Source organism: Mucilaginibacter sp. OK283 (genome assembly GCF_900110415.1).
In the GTDB taxonomy this organism is placed as follows: domain Bacteria; phylum Bacteroidota; class Bacteroidia; order Sphingobacteriales; family Sphingobacteriaceae; genus Mucilaginibacter.
Map to the genome: position 1 here is coordinate 577,027 of NZ_FODR01000001.1, position 17,460 is coordinate 594,486.

Genomic DNA, 17,460 nt, shown 5'->3' on the forward strand with positions numbered 1-17,460 from the left:
TATGGATTCAACCTTTGTACAAACAAATTTAACGGCAGTATCAAACGCAAAAACAAACTCGTTTTATAATGATGTTATAGCCGGCTTGCACGGAACCCCGAAGCGTTTAAACTCAAAGTATTTTTACGATGCCAATGGCGATAAGCTTTTTCAAGAACTGATGAACTGCGAGGAGTATTATCCAACCAATTGCGAACTGGAAATATTTTCGGAAAAAACAGACGAGATTACCAGCGCCCTTATTGCCGATGGTGATGCTTTTGACCTGATAGAACTGGGCGCCGGGGATGCCATGAAATCAACCTACCTGCTGAAAGACTTGTTGGATAAAAAGGCCGAGTTTGCTTACCTGCCTATTGATATATCGGATAATGTAATCTCGTACCTCAATATTACCTTACCTGTTACCTTGCCCGGCTTAAATATAAAAGGACTTAACGGCGAGTATTTTGATATGCTTAAAAAGGCAGCATCTATGTCATCAAGACGAAAAGTGGTGCTTTTTTTAGGATCGAATATTGGCAATATGCCCGTGCCCGAAGCCATTGAGTTTTGCAGGGAATTACGTAATCATCTTTCTGAAGGCGATATGGTGCTGATTGGGATGGACCTTAAAAAAGATCCCAAAGTGGTACTGGCGGCCTATAACGATAAAGAGGGCATTACCAAAAGATTTAACCTTAACCTGCTGGAGCGTATTAACCGCGAATTAGAGGGTAATTTTGACCTCGCCAAATTCGATCATTACCCAACCTATGATCCTGAAACCGGAGCCTGCAAAAGCTACCTCATTAGCCTGGAAGATCAACTCGTAACCATCGGTGGTAAAGAAACGATCTCTTTTCAAAAAGATGAATACATCTATATGGAGATTTCTCAAAAATTCACCATTATGCAAACTGATCAGATTGCCATAAATGCCGGATTTGCGCCGGTAACCCAGTTTTTTGATGGTAAAAAATGGTTTGTTGATGCTGTTTGGGTTGCGGCATAGGCTTTGGTAAATGCCTTGCTTTTAAAGGTATATATTTTATAAACCGTGTTGGTTGTTGGTTTTAAACCGGCAACCTTTTTTTGTATTTAAACCTGTAAAACCGGTTTCGGAGATTGTAATGCGGTACAAAAACAGCTAACTTTTTAGCAATGCATACAGCTATAGATTTGAGTTGGAGCTTGCCGAAGTCCAACGCTTTCACTTAAGCATCTATAGTTGTAATTAATACAATTATTAATCGCCTTGTCTTCCTTAATTTTTCTTGTGTATATCAGGTTTTATTGGTAAAATAGTATTATATTAATGTTGATTTATGTTTATTGCTGTCTATCAGCAATATATTTTGCTTTTCAAGTGTATTATTTACACTAATTCCGATAGGAAATATTTTTTCAATTTGTTTTATTTTGACGTTTATTTAATTATAATTGTTAAATAAACACTAATAATATCCTGCAGGGTTTTATTGATACTACCAATTAAAGACGAAGCCGAAAATCTAAAAGAGTAGGCAATTACCATTTATTCTAAATTTTTTATGAAAAGATATTTTTCACTGGCCGCGCTTTGCATAATTCTCGCAGCGGGAATAATAATAAGCTGCAAAAAAACCGAAAAGCTTAATAACACTACGCAAACAGAAGTGCCGCTGGTTAGTAAGGCCAAAACCATTAATGCATTAGCCGGTGCTACCGGCATTCACGATCCATCTACCATAATTAAGCGCAACGGGGTTTATCATATCTGGGGTACGGGAAATCAAATATATCACCTTACCTCAACCGATTTAATAAAATGGACAACGGCTTCAACCGTTTTCGCTTCAGGTACCTGGCCCAGCTGGATAAACACATACGTTTCTAACTTTGGTGGAAATTTTTGGGCGCCGGAATGTATTTACATGGGTGGCAAGTATTATATGTATTACTCTGTTTCGATGGGTGCAAGGCCTTGCGCAATAGGCGTAGCAACCAGTACCGATTTAACTACATGGACAGACCAGGGCATGGTTGTTTATTCAGATAATAATACTGTATACGGTTCTATCGATCCTTCGGTCTTCGCTGATGCCAGCGGTAACTACTGGATGACTTTTGGTTCGCACTTAACGGGGATCTGGATAGCCCAGATAAATCCCTCAACAGGTAAAAGACTTAACAGCACGGTTAAAAACATAGCCGGCAGCAGTAGCAGCGAAAATGAAGCATCATACGTGATCAGGAATGGCAGTTATTATTACCTGTTTTACAATAAGGGTATTTGCTGTAACGGTACCAGTAGCACCTATTATGTCCAAATGGGCCGGTCAACCAGTCCCAATGGTACCTATGTTGATAAAAACGGCGTTAATTTGCTCAGCGGAGGCGGTACTACAGTATTAAGTTCATCAGGTAAATATATCGGCCCCGGTCAGGTGGGCTATTATACCGAAAACGGGTTCAATTTTCTTACCTATCATTATTATGACGGCAATAACGGTGGCACACCTACATTAGCAGTAGGTAATATGGGTTGGTCGGGCGGCTGGCCCTTTATAACACAGGATTGGATTGCTGCCGGGCGCTATAAAATTATAAATAGCAACAGCGGTAAAGTTTGGGACGACTGGGGATGTACGGGGGCTTCGCAACAAGCTATTGCTCAGAATACAAGCAATGGGCTTTTATGCCAGCAATGGGATTTTACCGCTCTTGGAAACGGCGTTTTTAAAATAACATGCGCGCAAGGCGGTTTAGCTGCAGATGTTGTTAATTGCAATGCGGCAAACGGGGCCCCGCTGGACCTGTATGCTTATCTCAATAATAATTGCCAGAAGTTTGATTTGTCAAGGGCCGGTAATGGCAACTTAGTATTTACTCCTTTGAATGGCAACCGCGTTGTTGAGGTGCCAAATGCATCAACGGCCGATGGAGTTCAGCTTGCGCTATTTGATTATAACGGATCGACGTGCCAGCAGTGGACAGTGGCCACTCCATAACAATAGCAGATTTATTATGTAAGCAAGATCGATAAGCGCTGTTAAAAGTTGCTTCATAATAATACACTATAAACAAAAAGCTGTTTTTGCAAATAAAACAGCTTTTTGTTTGTTACAGTAGCTTGGGGTTCAATTCCGAATCTATCAGCCCACCAATAGGCTTGCCCATCAGCCATTTGTGGTGATCATTTTTTTGCCAGTCGTTTTTGTAGGGCGTAATGCGTGCGCCATCGGCTATATATATAACGGTCATTACCTCGCGCATTTTATCGGAGTTGTTGCCCGGCGCATTGTGAATAGTAAAACCCCGGTGCCAGGTGGCATCGCCTGCTTTCATGGTTTGCGCCCTGCTTATCGGGAAGCCTTTCTTTTTTACATAGTCGTCAAACGCCGACTCTGACTCGTCGGATATTTCATGATTAAATACCGCGCCATTGGTATAGGAGTTTGATGCAAAAGTAAGCATGCCCATATCTACGTCAATATCAACCAGAGGCATCCACATGGTTACTGTATTATTGGTATCTATCGGCCAGTAATATTGATCCTGGTGCCATGGGGTAGGGCCTCCTCCGGCTTCTTTAAACAAGGCCTGGTCATGATATAGCCGTACATTTTCAACCCCCATCAGGTCCGCAGCAATTTTGGCCATTCGTTTGGCAAAAACGAAGCGCTTTACATTGGCATCCACTTGCCATAAGTTCATGATCTGTAAAAATGCCTTGCCGTAAGTATCTCTGTCTTGCAGTTTGCGTTTTTCGGTATTGTACCTTTCAACAGCATCTACAATTACCGGGCGGTAAACTATAGATTCTTCTTTTGAAAGTATATTTTGAATTAAGGTATGCCCCTTTTTGCGGAACTCCAGAATGTTTTCTTCCGGTAATTTGATAAAATCATCCAGCGCTAACAGCTCAGAAACCTTTGCATTCATATTTTTTTTAGTTTATATTCAAAGTAAGTTTAACTTTAGCTGACAAAAAATGAAATGAATGGTGTAATTGTGGATTATTTTATCCATAACCTAACTTTTTAATAAATCATACGTTAAAATATGCAATGATAAAAGCCTCATACGAAGTTCTTCAGCCCTCTGTTAGTCAATCGTTCCTTGTCAAAAAATTTGATAAGCTGGCGTTTGACGCGCCTTACCATTTTCACCCCGAATATGAACTGACATGTATTTTAAAAGGGAGTGGTAAACGGTATGTGGGCAGCCATATGGAAGATTTTGTATCAGACGATCTGGTGTTGCTTGGCCCCAATTTGCCCCACTGCTGGAAACTGGATATTGCCAATGTTTCGCCCGAGGAGGCAAGCGCCATTGTAATTCAGTTTAATGATGCGTTTTTGGGCGACGACTTTTTTAACAAGTTTGAATTGCTGCACATTAAAAAGCTGTTTCAGAAAAGCGGTTGCGGTGTATCATTCCATTCAGAAACGCAGCAGGAGGTAAAGCAGATGCTGCAAAGCCTGGTGGAAGAAAGGAGCAATTTTAGGGTATTGATAGGTTTGTTGGAGATATTGCAGCGCCTGGCATCATCTGACGAATATATTTTGCTTGATCAGCACCGCGTTATAGCCGAGCGTTCGACAGCCGAGCAGGAGCGCATTAACCCCGTATTTGCTTACCTGGTAGAAAATTTCAGGAAACAGGTGTCGTTGGATGCCGCAGCAAGTATTGCCAACATGACCACCAATGCTTTTTGCAAGTACTTTAAAAAAGTAACCCGCAAAACATTTATGGAAACTATAATTGAATACCGGCTTAATTACGCTATACAGCAGTTGGTGCAAACCGATAAGCCTATTTCAGAAATATCCTATGAAAGCGGTTTTGGCGATGTATCCCATTTTTATAAAATGTTTAAGGCCAAAATGAATTTAAGCCCGCTTAATTACCGCAAAAGATTTATGCGGAACCTTGCAGGCAGCGCCAAAAAGTTATCTGCATAATAAACTCAGGTTACATTAATTATACCGCGTTTTATGGCATATATTACCAGGCCCACCAGGTTTTTTGACCCCGTTTTTTCAAATAAACGTGCCCGGTACCCTTCAACGGTGCGTACGCTCAGGAAAATTTTATCGGCTATTTCCTGATTTGAGTATTCCTGGCAAACCAGCTTCAGTACTTCAATTTCGCGCTCGTTTAAATCGGCTTTGTTAGGCGCGATGCTTTCGGAATGGTCATTGCCTACCAGTTGCTTAATAAGGGTGATTGACAGGTGCTCGTTAAAATAAAAACCCTTATTATGCACAGTAGATACTGCTTCAATAATTTCTTCCGGTTCGGCGTTTTTTAGCAGGTAGCCCGATGCGCCTGCTTTCATCATATCAACAATATACTTGTCTTCGTTAAACATCGATAGTGCCAGTATCTTGATGGTTTTATGCTGCTGATGCACCAGGGCTGCCGTTTGGATACCATCCATTTCGGGCATTTTAATGTCCATTAAAAGCACATCAGGCGTTTGGGTTGTTAATAAACCCATCAGTTCTTTACCGTTTGATGCTTCAAGTATCAAGTCGAAATTTTCGCAATCTTCAAGGGTGGCTTTTAAACCATTCCTGAAAATTTTATGATCATCTACTATACCTAATTTAATTGTACCCATTGAATAACAAATAGTTGGCTAAAGATAGATTAAAGATACAAAACTAAACTATTTTTAATTTAATAGTGGTAAGACTACCACTTAATGGCTTGCTATAAATATTTATATCACCGTTTATAAGCTGTACCCGGCTCTCAAGGTTTTTAATACCAAAGCCCCTCTTAACTTCGGCAAGGTTAAAACCAATGCCGTTGTCTTTAAATTCCATCACCATAAAATTGCTTTCTTTGTTGATAGAAAGATGGATAACCGAAGCATCCGAGTGCTTAATGGCGTTTCCAAAAAGCTCTTGCGCTATGCGGTAAAGCGTAAGCTCAATCTCCTGCGGAAACCGCTGATCGGGCATGTTTTTGCTGAACTTTACTTTAATATGGGTAGTTTGCTCAACCTTGTTTGCCAATGCCTCAACAGCAACCAGTAGCCCATAATCGGTGAGTACCGGCGGTAAAACGTTGTGGATAATATTGCGTATCTCCTGGATGCATTCGTCGGTAAGCCTGCGGGTATCGGCCAGGAGCGGCTGGGTGGCATCGGTGGTGCAGTTTTTATCCAGCCGGTGCAGGTTGAGTTTTATGGCAGATAATACCTGGCCCACGCTGTCGTGCAAATCTTCGGCCAGGCGTTTACGTTCGCTTTCCTGGGTTTCAAAAACGGCAGCCATCAGGTCGCTTTGGCGCGCGTCATGCAAGGCCCGCAGTTCGACCTGGTTTTTGATCATTTTACGCTGGTAAATGATCACGAAAAAAAATAAGCAGGTGATTAATACAACCACCACTAATGTGCCGATAATTAATACCGGGATCAGGTTGTTTTCTGGGGCTGGCAAAATAATCCTACTGAATACAATATGTTAGCAATAATGTTAGTTAGACTGTTTATGATATAGTAATTAGGTCGGTCATTTGCCGGTATTTGTGTAAGCAGCATAAACAGGAATATATTAACAGATGAATAAAACAGCACCCCCGCATTTATCCAAAACAGCCCTTGCTTTTCGATGGCGATATACTTTAATGGGTTTAATAATTTATAAAAATAAATTAGCGAAAAAACAATCAGCATTAAACTCAATGTAGTTATTGAAAGCGATGGATAAGCCAATAAATCCCGGACATCAAATAAAGCGACAGTCATTGCTAAAATACTTAAGATGATTGCAGTTTTTTTGAGTTTGGCCTCCGCATAAATATTGTAATACAAGAGACCAAACAATATGATGCTAATCAGCACAAATCCATATAGAGCGGGCATGGTATTTCTTATTTTCCATTCATGGAATGATAGCCACAACCCAGCATCAACAAAAAAAGCAATCAGAAAATATAAAGATGCAATTTTCAACGTTTTATCCAATTGTCCATAGTAATATATGGCAACTAATACCGGCGCGACGCCTGATATCACTGAAATATCGACCAACAACGCATCTAAAGGCATATTAAATAACTTTATTATGATTTAGAAGATCCGCTGAGAACGCTGCTTTGAGGGCAGCCAGTGGAACCGGGACATGGTGCAGACATTTCGCCAACCAAATAAGTTGACGATGTTGATGCAAGCTTTAATGTTTTCAGTTGGGCATGGCCATTTGGTGTTGGTATTTTACCACTCATTTCATCTGGTAGCTGATCTTCTCCGTCTGCAGACACCCCTACAATTACAAAATGTTTCTGTCCTTTAATATTAGCAAAGACGGATAAAATAAAATTGCTTACAGATATCCAGAATTTTTGCCATCCATTTGGGGTCTCATCATTGGCATAATAAATACGTATGCCCATGCAACCGTCCTGCTGCAGGATATGGTTGAGGATTTTGTTACCGAAAAATTGAGATTCGATGTCGTCCGGATGTCTGTGCCTGTGATTTTTTGTCCACTGAGCAGCAAGCTCAAGGTCGATTGCGGCGCCTTCGTCGCCGGTAATTGGGTTAGTGTCTCTTGTTGGTTTGGTTTCCATGATTGATTTAGTATAGAGGGTTAGGAATTAGTTTGGCTAAAACTAAGATTAATAAGTTGTTATTTCAACAGGGATACAAGTTTTGGCTGTTACTTCAGTGATTGAGGCTGTTTTGTAATTTGTTCATTTACAGCAAATAACAAACTTTTTTGTTTTTTACACCGGGAGTATATTACGTATTTCTACGCAGCAAAAACTGTAGTTGTACGCAGGGCGATATTTGGGCATATCATACAATTCAAATAACAGCCTGGGAGTTTGGTTTTAACAAATATTAGCAACTTTATTAAGGGGAAATATGGATGTTATAATAAATATATATTATATTGCTTTTGTGTTAATATACGTCAATAAGTAATTAATCAAATTAAAAACCATAAACCAATTAAAATGAAAACAGAAATGTTGAGTACAGTGCTTGACCCTACCACTGTAGGTGAATTCATTACGGAAGACTATTATCGCGAACTTGCTCAGAACTTCAGAACTAAATTTCCATCAGAAGCTCGTTTTGTGAACTTGTCTAAATTGGCCGTTGAGACTGTTCTTAGTGACAGCAATGTATCGGGCATTAAATTCATGAATGGCCTTACTGATGTAAATGACCCATCATCAAGAATACTGGTGCTAATACCTGCCAATTACACCATGAACAACAGCCTACCAAATGCCATTATTAATAAGGATGGCTTTATCACCAATACAGGCGAGGTGATTTCATTAGAAAAAACCTGGCAAGTGCTTTTTAACCACGTGCTTAACTTTAAGAAGCTGGATGCGGGCACGCATTACACAAAAATTAACCGGGGATCGTTTTTTGGCCGTGTCCGGTTAATGGAGCTTCTAAATGCAACCGAATGCAGAAGTTTTATATATCATTTTGGGTATATAATTGAGGAGAATTTACCATATAAACCAATGATTCAACCTGAAAATCAGATAACAATGTATCTGGAGGAGGCGTTGCCTTGTCCTGGTTCGCCGGGGTGTCCGAAGCCCGGTAGCCCAGACCCCTGCGCCCTTACCCGTATTGCAACCAACTTTGCCGGCAAACAAGCCGATAACCAGTTGAATGTACTCAGAGGTTTCAGGGATAAAATATTGCAGGAAAAATTCAACGGCGCCGAGATTGAAAAATATTATACAATTTCTGCATCCCTGCTTGAGGCCATTGATAAGGAGCAAAACAAAGCCGTTATATTTAAAGAAATTTATGACAAGTATATTCAAACGTCAATTACTTCAATAAACAATAATGATGAGGCAACTGCTTACAGCCTTTTTCAGGAGGCAATGCAGCATTTAACAGATACCTATTTATACCAATAAATATTTGTTACAGATAAAGAGAGCGTCTTTTCCGTAGGAGAAGGCGCTTTTTGCATTTGTTAAACTATCTGGTATTTAAATACTATGAATTCTGCCGCGTATTTCTACGCAGCAAAAACTGTAGTAGTACGTTTTCAATCGCGTACAATCATAGGGCCTAAAACAGTAGTAGCAACGTTGATAAGGGCTTTTTTTAGTGAAACCTTTGACATAACAAAACAGCGGTTCAAACAGCAGGGCTGTAAAAAGTTATGGAGCATGCCGAAAATCCAATCAAAGAGTAGGCGGGAAGAAAAAATCTAAAAACAAAAACCTATGAGCTTTACTATTAAAGGCAACCTACGCGGTTTGCTATGTTCTGATTGCGAGCTGCCGGTATCGGGCAACTCGGTAAAGGTTTACAAAACCTTTGATAGGGCCAACGAAACCCGCCTGGCCGTGGCCGATGCCAAACAAACGTTTCACCAGGTTACCGATGCCGAACTGAAAGAAAAAGAAAAACTATTTATAGCCGAAGGCAAACTCCAGGATAACGGCGATTTTGTGATTGAGATAGGTGACAAAAGCGGCTACGATGGAGGCACGGTAGATGTTGACTGGTATTGCGGTAATACCCCCATAAAGATAGGACCGGGGCCTAAAAAAGATCTTTTGCTGCAGTTTCATATTACTACCCTGCAACCGGCTTTCAAGCAAAACGAAAGCGGACAGGTTGCCTCTTTTGAATACAGGATAGACCCTAAATGGTTTTGCCGCATCCTTACCCTGTTAGATATCTGGGTGGTTTGCGGAATAGTTACCGACTGCGAAACTAAAAAACCATTATCAGGTGTTAAAGTATTTGCCTACGATGTCGACCTGATCCAGGACGATACATTGGGTAATGCCTATACAGATAGCAATGGCAAATTTACCATAGTATACCCAGGTGACAATTTCAGGCAAACGCTGCTTTCGCCATTTTTAAATGTAGAGTGGCCAGCCGGTCCGGATTATTATTTCAGGGTGGAATCGTCATCAGGTGCCGTTTTATTACAGGAAGATCGTACCCGCGGCCGCCAAACCGACAGGCATAACGCGCATAATTGTTTCTGTGTAAAACTTTGCATAAAAGATGGCGGCATTTATACCAGCGATATGCCCTGGTTTACATCGGTAGGCAAGTTCAATATCACCTCAGATATTGATGCCACCGGCAAAACGCTTACTACAAAATCGGGCGTTGGAGGCGTAGGTTATGGTTTCTTTAACTCGGTAAACCTGGTTGGCTACGCAACCAAAAAAGTACCCACAGCACCAGCAAGTGCGTTACATTACCGCTTTTTATACTCGCTGGATAATGTGAATTACAGCCCCGTTACCAGCGCCCAGATGGACCCAACGCAACTTAAGGTTGCCACCCGCCAAATTACCTGGAACGGAGGCCCTGCGTTTCAAAATGTGGTTATTGATTTGGGGCAACCAGCTTCGGTTGCGGATAGTATCCCGGCAGATAATTTCCCCAGCCCTATTGCCGATCATGTACTTCACCCCGATGCCAATGGCTGGATAAGGGTTGATCAGCCTGCACTTGACAATGGTTTTTACGGTCCGCTGGTTTTACTAAATACCAATACCATTATTGGCGGCGGCGATGCCAGCGCCGGTTTAATCCCCGGCAGCGCGGTTAGCGCGGCCAATCAAAAAAACGGCACCATGCTATATCTTAAGTTTCAAACAACCGACGATCCGGCCAACCCCGCATCTACCAATTTAAAAACACAATCTATCATCGGTAAAATATACGTAAACAACTGGAACGAGGTAAGCCTGCTTAAACTGGAAGAACTGTTTGCCGGTGGCGGCAGCGGTTGTACACCGGTACAATCACAAGCCCATGTTGATTATACAGTTGACCATGAACTGATAGGCAGCTGGAACATCGGCATATGGTCGAACGCTATAGGTAGCGTATCGGGCTTACCATCGGGCAATGTGCCAAGGGGAGATGCCGCGGTGTACAACCTTGCAACAGCGGCCTTGTCGCCGGCATTTAGTACATGGCCGTCATGTGCTTACAGCTTAAGCTTAAACACCGTGCGTAAGTTAACCACAGGCGACTGGAACGATTATGTAAAAACAAACCAGGTTATTTTTTGCAAGTAATTAAATCTATCTATACATAAGGGTATCGCTTAACCGGGATACCCTTTTTGTATTAAAACAATCGTAGTATATAGGAAAACTCATATACCAGGAACACAATTACCAGCACGGAGTGAAATACCTTATTATCCACCTTCATGGCAACCATACATAACACAAAATGACTAATGTTACGAATGGGGTATTCCAACGTATAGTGGCTGTAATAAGCCTGCCCTTTTATAAAAGTATCCACCATGTCTAACAGGTAACTTGCCCCTAATATGCCGAATATCCATTTGCGGCGCGAATAAAAGTAATCTTTGTAATCCTTATAATCGTTCAGGTCTTCGGGGTATAGCAGGGCGCATACGCTGTAATAAATTACGATGTAAAATATCACGAAAAAATACTCCAGGAACAGCCAGTGTTTAATATCGTGCAAGTTAAACTCCCACCACCAAAAATGCAGCAGCAACAGGAACATGTAAAAGGCCCAAAGGTTGTGCACCCAATAAGGTTTATTGCGCCCCGGATGCTGAATTTGTTTAGCAGCCCCTTTGAGTAAATGGGTAATGCTAAGGCCCAGTATAATACCAATAACAGATTTGATGTGGCTGAAAAAATCCATAGATAGTAACGTGGATGGTAATAGTTAAATGTAGATATTTGATAATTAGCTTTTGGAAATCTTTTTCAATATGTTGTAAATTACATTCCAGTTATCACTAAACAAAGACCTTATGGGAATCTTCAACAGATTTAAAAAGAAATCTAAAATATCTAATAATCCTGAACCAGAGCGTCTGGAAAACTATCCTGAAATGCTCACTACCAGACTTTTATTTATAGATAAGCCTACTATAAATGCCGAAAAGATCCTGAACGAACTAAAAAAATACGTTAACAATATTACGCATTCAGAAATGGAGAGTGCTTTAATGTTCGCGTTTCCGGATTTTAAGGTTGAGCTGGCAGATGTTACGGGCCCGGCGCAATGCATTGTCTTTGTACCTGAAGATAAGCAAGCTAATCTCGAAATTCCTGATGAGGCCTTCCAGCAAAATTGGCATTGGACCGAAGCGGAGATTGCGACGAAAAATTGCCGTTTTGAGTTGCTTGTTACTGATATTTTGACCCGAACACTGGAATGCAAACAACGACTAACCCTGTATATAAACTTTTTGATCGCCGTTATAAAAGCAACCAAGCCAAATGTTGTATATGCTGTTCATGGCCAAAAACTGATCGACCCTGAAAAGCTCATCAACGGCTGGGATAGTCCGGATCGACAAATACTTCACGCACTTTTTAATGTGAGGCTTTTCAATATTACAGGCAGTGACAAACCAGACCTATTGATGGATACTATTGGTCTAAACGCTATTGGTTTGCCAGATTTTCAGATTCGTTTTTCTGCATTTGAAGCTAATGAAATTGCAAACTTATTGTGGAATTATGCCTATTACATTTACGATAAAGGTGATATAATAGAAAATGGAAACACACTTGAGGGAACAGTTGGCGGCAGCAAATGGAAATGTGATCGGATTATACCGGGATTGCAACCAGAACGGGTAGTTATAAACGTTCAGCCGGATTAAACAATGAAAATAAAAAGCGATGACCATATTTAAGAACCATCGCTTCAGAAAGAATATTGTCCAATTCCCCTAAAAAATCGCCTCCGCTATCCTCTTAGTCGGGCCTGCGTTGCTCATGGTGTAAAAATGCAGCACAGGCACACCAAAAGCCATTAACTCACGGCATTGGTTTATCATCCATTCCACACCGATATCCCGCACATCTTTTTCTGATTTGCAGCCGTTAACCGCGTCGCATAAATCTTCGGGCATATCAATATGGAAGGTTTTTGCTAAACCGATTAACTGTTTTGAATTGGTAACAGGTTTTAAGCCCGGTATAATAGGAACATTGATTCCATTGGCCCGGCAATTATTTACAAAATCAAAATATTTCTGATTGTCAAAAAACATTTGTGTAACAATGAAATTCGCGCCCATATCTACCTTTTGTTTCAGGTATTTAAAGTCGGTTTTAAGGTTTGGTGCTTCAAAATGCTTTTCGGGATAGCCGGCAATGCCGATACAGAAATCAGTTTTCAGGCTATCGTCGTTATGCTCATGCAGGTAAATGCCGTTGTTCATATTTACCACTTGTTGCAGTAAATCGGTAGCATAGTTATGCCCGTTAGGCGTTGGCACAAATGAAGCATCACCTCTGCGTGCGTCGCCCCGCAAAACCAACACATTCTCGATGCCCAAAAATTGCAGATCAACCAAGCCATTCTCCGTTTCATCCTTAGTAAAGCCACCACACAACAAATGCGGAACGGTATCTACCTTATATTTATTCATAATGGCCGCACAGATAGCGATGGTACCCGGGCGTTTGCGATAGCTCAACTTCTCCAGCAGTCCATTATCATGCTGCTTGTAAATAAAATCCTCGCGCAGCGAAGTAACATCAATAAACGGCGGCTTAAACTCCATCAGCGGGTCAATAGCATCGTAAATACCTTGAATGCTCTGCCCTTTTAAAGGAGGAATAAGTTCAAAAGAAAAAAGTGTTTTGCCTTTTGCATTAGCAATATGTTCCGTTATTTTCATTGTTTGTTCTGGTACGAGTTTCTTATTATATCCGTCATTGCGAGGTACGAAGCAATCCCCGATTTGCAAATCCGCCCTGTATAGTTGGGGATTGCTTCGTACCTCGCAATGACGGTTTGTTTGTTACTATCAATAATTAATGTTTGGACCTAACCAGCGTTCAACCTCTTCTAAAGGAAGTTTTTTTCGCAAAGCATAATCCTCAATCTGGTCCTTACTTATCTTACCCAGCCCAAAATACCTGGCCTGCGGATGCGCGAAATAGAACCCGCTAACAGATGCCGCCGGTGTCATCGCTAAACTCTCCGTTAGGTGCATTTTGGCGTTATCTTCTGCTTTTAGCAACTCAAACAAAGTAGTTTTCTCGGTATGGTCCGGGCAGGCAGGATAGCCTGGGGCCGGGCGGATGCCTTGATATTCCTCTTTGATTAAATCGTCGGTGCTTAGTTGTTCGCCCTTGCTGTAGCCCCAGTATTCTTTACGTACCAGTTCGTGCATTTTTTCGGCAAAGGCCTCGGCAAGGCGGTCGGCAAGGGCTTTGGCCATGATGCTGTTATAATCGTCATTATCGGCTTCAAATTCGGCAACCAGTTCGTCGCAACCAATGCCGGTGGTTACGGCAAAGCCGCCAAAATAGTCGGGCACTCCGCTTTCTTTTGGTGCGATAAAATCTGATAGTGCATAATACGGGTCGCCTTTAACCTTTTCGGCCTGTTGGCGCAGGGTATGAATGCGGGTTAATAAAGTTGTGCGGCTCTCATCAGTGTACAATTCAATATCGTCCCCAACACTATTGGCCGTCCAAAAACCGATAACACCATTGGCATGCAGCAATTTTTCTTTTACTATTTTGTTTAACAGTACCTGTGCATCGTCAAAAAGCTTCTTGGCTTCATCGCCTACAAACTTATCGGCAAATATCTTAGGATAGCTGCCCCGCAACTCCCAGGTGTGGAAAAATGGTGTCCAGTCGATATATGGAACTAATTCTTCCAGTGGATATGACTCAAATACTTTGGTGCCTGTAAACGTTGGTTTTGGTGCTACATCACCATCCAAACTGATCTGGAAGCGGGCCTGCCTTGCCTGGTCGATGGTAACAAAACGCTTGTCCGATTTTTTATTCAAATGCGCTTCGCGCGATTTGGCATACTCTTCCTTGATCCCTTGAATATAGGCATCACGGCCGTCGCGGTTCATCAGGCTGCTGCATACAGTAACACTGCGCGATGCATCCAACACGTGGATTGCGGCGCCCGAGTAATGCGGATCGACCTTAACGGCCGCGTGAATACGCGAGGTAGTAGCCCCGCCAATAATCAGCGGAATGGTAAAACCTTCGCGCTCCATTTCTTTAGCAAAATGGACCATCTCATCCAGTGATGGGGTGATCAAGCCACTAAGGCCGATGATATCTACATTTTGTTTTTTAGCTTCTTCAATAATGCGTTGTGCTGGTACCATTACGCCCAGGTCAATAACCTCGAAGTTGTTACAAGCCAATACGACACCTACAATGTTTTTACCAATATCGTGCACATCGCCTTTTACGGTAGCCATCAATATTTTACCGGCATTGGCACGGCTGCCGCTACTGTCTTCGCCGGCATCAATAACACGTTGCTTTTCCAGTTCGATAAATGGCAGCAGGTAAGCCACCGCCTTTTTCATAACCCGGGCCGATTTTACTACCTGTGGCAAAAACATTTTGCCGGCGCCAAATAAATCGCCCACTATGTTCATGCCGTCCATCAGCGGGCCTTCTATTACTTCCAGCGGTTTGCTGTAAGTTTGGCGTGCTTCTTCCACATCGTCATCCAGGTATTCAATAATGCCTTTTACAAGCGCATGCGATAATCTTTCCTGTACGGTTCCTTTGCGCCATTCTTCATCGCGCACTACCTCTTTGCCTTTACTTTTTATAGTATCGGCGTATTCAACAAGGCGTTCGGTAGCGTCATCGCGGCGGTTAAGCAGCACATCTTCTACCAGCTCAAGCAGGGTTTTGTCTATTTCCTGGTAAACCTCCAGCATGCCGGCGTTTACGATACCCATATCCATACCGGCGCCAATGGCGTGGTACAAAAATGCGGAGTGCATGGCTTCACGCACTACATTATTCCCCCTGAACGAGAAGGAGATATTACTTACCCCGCCGCTCACTTTGGCATGCGGCAGGTTTTGTTTTATCCAGCGGGTGGCTTCAATAAAATCAACCGCGTAATTGTTATGCTCCTCCAAACCTGTTGCAACGGTTAGGATGTTGGGGTCGAAGATGATGTCCTGCGGAGGGAACCCCACCACATTAACCAGTATACCATACGATCTTTTACATATCTCAATACGGCGTTGTAACGAATCGGCCTGGCCGGTTTCGTCAAAGGCCATTACAACCGTGGCTGCACCATAGCTAAGGATTTTGCGGGCCTGCTCTATAAATTTTTCTTCGCCCTCTTTAAGCGAGATGGAGTTTACGATACCCTTACCCTGGATGCATTTTAAACCAGCCTCAATAACCGTCCACTTTGATGAATCGATCATGATGGGCAGTTTGGCAATATCGGGTTCGGATGCTACCAGGTTCAGGAATTTCACCATTACCGCTTCCGAATCAATCATGCCTTCATCCATGTTAATGTCTATGACCTGCGCACCGCCCTCTACCTGTTGCAAGGCAACAGCTAAAGCAGCTTCATAATCTTCGGCTAAAATAAGTTTCGAGAATTTTGGCGACCCGGTGATATTGGTACGCTCGCCCACGTTTACAAAAATGCTATCGGGTTTTATGGTAACCGCTTCCAGCCCGCTCAGGCGCAGGTCGGGTTCAATTTCGGGGATAAGTCTTGGAGGGTATTTGGCTGCCTTTTCGGCTATGCATTTGATGTGCTCGGGCGTGGTGCCACAACAACCGCCCACAATATTAACCAACCCGGCTTTAATAAAATCATCAACCTGGTGCGCGGTTTCATGCGCGGTTTCGTCGTACTGGCCAAACTCATTAGGTAAACCGGCGTTAGGATATGCCGATATAAACACATCTGCTTTTTCAGAAAGTTCGGCCAAATGCGGCCTCATTTCCTTAGCCCCCAAAGCGCAGTTTAAACCTACCGATAACAGGTTGGCATGACGGATAGAATTCCAGAAAGCCTCTACTGTTTGCCCGGAAAGGGTACGACCAGAGGCATCGGTAATAGTACCCGAGATCATGATAGGCAGATGCTTGCCCGACTCCTGGGCGTATTTATTGATAGCGAACAAGGCCGCTTTCGCATTCAGTGTATCAAAGATGGTTTCAACCAATAATAAATCCGATCCGCCATCTACCAAACCACGTACCTGGTCATAATAAGCATTGGCCAAATCATCAAAGGTAACGGCACGGTAGCCTGGGTCGTTAACATCTGGCGACAGGGAAGCGGTACGGTTGGTTGGCCCAATAGCACCTGCTACAAAACGCGGCTTTGATGGATTTTTTTGGTTGTATTCGTCGGCCACTTCGCGGGCTATGCGAGCGCCTTCGTAACTTAATTCGTAGGCCAGCTCTTCCAGCTTATAATCGGCCAGCGAAATTATCTGTGTGCTGAATGTATTGGTCTCAATAATATCGGCGCCGGCATTCAAATACTCAGCGTGGATGGCCTTGATGATATCCGGGCGCGTAATATTCAAAAGGTCATTATTCCCCTGCAGGTCACTATGGTGATTCTTAAACCTTTCCCCACGAAAATCCTTTTCGGTAAGCTGGTACCGCTGTATCATGGTACCCATTGCCCCGTCAATTACAAGGATGCGTTTTTCTAATTCTTTTCTAATGTCCATTGTTGTCAGT

13 protein-coding genes are annotated in these 17,460 nt (G+C 42.5%); 6 read left to right on the plus strand and 7 right to left on the minus strand.

What is annotated here, in order from left to right:
- The first annotated feature begins 1 nt into the window (after nt 1).
- Both BMX56_RS02480 and BMX56_RS02485 read left to right on the plus strand, forming a co-directional pair.
- Nucleotides 2-994 carry an L-histidine N(alpha)-methyltransferase gene (locus BMX56_RS02480; protein WP_090641624.1) on the plus strand — a complete coding sequence of 331 codons (993 nt, stop codon included), beginning with the start codon at nt 2-4 and terminating at the stop codon, nt 992-994.
- Between the two features lie 538 nt (nt 995-1,532).
- Nucleotides 1,533-2,972: a family 43 glycosylhydrolase gene (locus tag BMX56_RS02485; protein WP_090640175.1), complete on the plus strand. Its 1,440-nt coding sequence runs from the start codon at nt 1,533-1,535 to the stop codon at nt 2,970-2,972.
- Between the two features lie 112 nt (nt 2,973-3,084).
- Here the strand turns inward: BMX56_RS02485 and BMX56_RS02490 are convergent, their stop codons facing one another.
- On the minus strand, nt 3,085-3,906 hold the full coding sequence (locus tag BMX56_RS02490; protein ID WP_090640180.1) for a phytanoyl-CoA dioxygenase family protein: 822 nt from the start codon (nt 3,904-3,906) through the stop codon (nt 3,085-3,087).
- Between the two features lie 125 nt (nt 3,907-4,031).
- Between BMX56_RS02490 and BMX56_RS02495 the strand changes: the two genes are divergently transcribed.
- Complete coding sequence (locus BMX56_RS02495) at nt 4,032-4,928, plus strand: AraC family transcriptional regulator (protein WP_090640183.1); 897 nt, start codon at nt 4,032-4,034, stop codon at nt 4,926-4,928.
- A 5-nt stretch (nt 4,929-4,933) separates the two neighbouring features.
- On the opposite strand, the gene BMX56_RS02500 is transcribed toward BMX56_RS02495, so the two are convergent.
- The 3 genes from BMX56_RS02500 to BMX56_RS02515 all read right to left on the minus strand — a co-directional run bounded on the left by BMX56_RS02500 (nt 4,934) and on the right by BMX56_RS02515 (nt 7,548).
- Entirely contained in the window at nt 4,934-5,590 is a 657-nt protein-coding gene (locus BMX56_RS02500) for a response regulator transcription factor (RefSeq protein ID WP_090640188.1), read from the minus strand.
- Between the two features lie 43 nt (nt 5,591-5,633).
- On the minus strand, nt 5,634-6,416 hold the full coding sequence (locus BMX56_RS02505; RefSeq protein WP_090640192.1) for a sensor histidine kinase: 783 nt from the start codon (nt 6,414-6,416) through the stop codon (nt 5,634-5,636).
- Nucleotides 6,417-7,041: 625 nt separating this feature from the next.
- Complete coding sequence (locus BMX56_RS02515; RefSeq protein WP_090640200.1) at nt 7,042-7,548, minus strand: hypothetical protein; 507 nt, start codon at nt 7,546-7,548, stop codon at nt 7,042-7,044.
- A gap of 390 nt (nt 7,549-7,938) precedes the next feature.
- On the opposite strand from BMX56_RS02515, the gene BMX56_RS02520 reads away from it, so the two are divergent.
- Nucleotides 7,939-8,877 (plus strand): hypothetical protein, encoded by a 939-nt coding sequence (locus BMX56_RS02520; protein WP_090640205.1) that lies wholly within the window; start codon nt 7,939-7,941, stop codon nt 8,875-8,877.
- A 315-nt stretch (nt 8,878-9,192) separates the two neighbouring features.
- The gene (locus BMX56_RS02530; RefSeq protein ID WP_090640212.1) at nt 9,193-11,022 is read left to right on the plus strand and encodes a transthyretin-like family protein; all 1,830 of its coding nucleotides are present in this window, start codon (nt 9,193-9,195) and stop codon (nt 11,020-11,022) included.
- A 52-nt stretch (nt 11,023-11,074) separates the two neighbouring features.
- Here the strand turns inward: BMX56_RS02530 and BMX56_RS02535 are convergent, their stop codons facing one another.
- Nucleotides 11,075-11,632 carry a hypothetical protein gene (locus tag BMX56_RS02535; RefSeq protein ID WP_090640216.1) on the minus strand — a complete coding sequence of 186 codons (558 nt, stop codon included), beginning with the start codon at nt 11,630-11,632 and terminating at the stop codon, nt 11,075-11,077.
- 112 nt (nt 11,633-11,744) lie between these two features.
- Between BMX56_RS02535 and BMX56_RS02540 the strand changes: the two genes are divergently transcribed.
- Nucleotides 11,745-12,605: a DUF4261 domain-containing protein gene (locus tag BMX56_RS02540; protein ID WP_090640220.1), complete on the plus strand. Its 861-nt coding sequence runs from the start codon at nt 11,745-11,747 to the stop codon at nt 12,603-12,605.
- A 69-nt stretch (nt 12,606-12,674) separates the two neighbouring features.
- On the opposite strand, the gene metF is transcribed toward BMX56_RS02540, so the two are convergent.
- On the minus strand, nt 12,675-13,631 hold the full coding sequence (gene metF / locus BMX56_RS02545; RefSeq protein ID WP_090640224.1) for a methylenetetrahydrofolate reductase [NAD(P)H]: 957 nt from the start codon (nt 13,629-13,631) through the stop codon (nt 12,675-12,677).
- 129 nt (nt 13,632-13,760) lie between these two features.
- On the minus strand, nt 13,761-17,450 hold the full coding sequence (metH, locus tag BMX56_RS02550) for a methionine synthase (protein ID WP_090640229.1): 3,690 nt from the start codon (nt 17,448-17,450) through the stop codon (nt 13,761-13,763).
- Between the last annotated feature and the right edge of the window lie 10 nt (nt 17,451-17,460).

Bases quoted from the DNA above. Each gene is read 5' to 3' on its own strand.
- BMX56_RS02480 (WP_090641624.1), top strand. From the start codon at position 2: ATGGATTCAACCTTTGTACAAACAAATTTAACGGCAGTATCAAACGCA.
- BMX56_RS02485 (WP_090640175.1), top strand. From the start codon at position 1,533: ATGAAAAGATATTTTTCACTGGCCGCGCTTTGCATAATTCTCGCAGCG.
- BMX56_RS02490 (WP_090640180.1), bottom strand. From the start codon at position 3,906: ATGAATGCAAAGGTTTCTGAGCTGTTAGCGCTGGATGATTTTATCAAA.
- BMX56_RS02495 (WP_090640183.1), top strand. From the start codon at position 4,032: ATGATAAAAGCCTCATACGAAGTTCTTCAGCCCTCTGTTAGTCAATCG.
- BMX56_RS02500 (WP_090640188.1), bottom strand. From the start codon at position 5,590: ATGGGTACAATTAAATTAGGTATAGTAGATGATCATAAAATTTTCAGG.
- BMX56_RS02515 (WP_090640200.1), bottom strand. From the start codon at position 7,548: ATGGAAACCAAACCAACAAGAGACACTAACCCAATTACCGGCGACGAA.
- BMX56_RS02520 (WP_090640205.1), top strand. From the start codon at position 7,939: ATGAAAACAGAAATGTTGAGTACAGTGCTTGACCCTACCACTGTAGGT.
- BMX56_RS02530 (WP_090640212.1), top strand. From the start codon at position 9,193: ATGAGCTTTACTATTAAAGGCAACCTACGCGGTTTGCTATGTTCTGAT.
- BMX56_RS02535 (WP_090640216.1), bottom strand. From the start codon at position 11,632: ATGGATTTTTTCAGCCACATCAAATCTGTTATTGGTATTATACTGGGC.
- BMX56_RS02540 (WP_090640220.1), top strand. From the start codon at position 11,745: ATGGGAATCTTCAACAGATTTAAAAAGAAATCTAAAATATCTAATAAT.
- metF (WP_090640224.1), bottom strand. From the start codon at position 13,631: ATGAAAATAACGGAACATATTGCTAATGCAAAAGGCAAAACACTTTTT.
- metH (WP_090640229.1), bottom strand. From the start codon at position 17,450: ATGGACATTAGAAAAGAATTAGAAAAACGCATCCTTGTAATTGACGGG.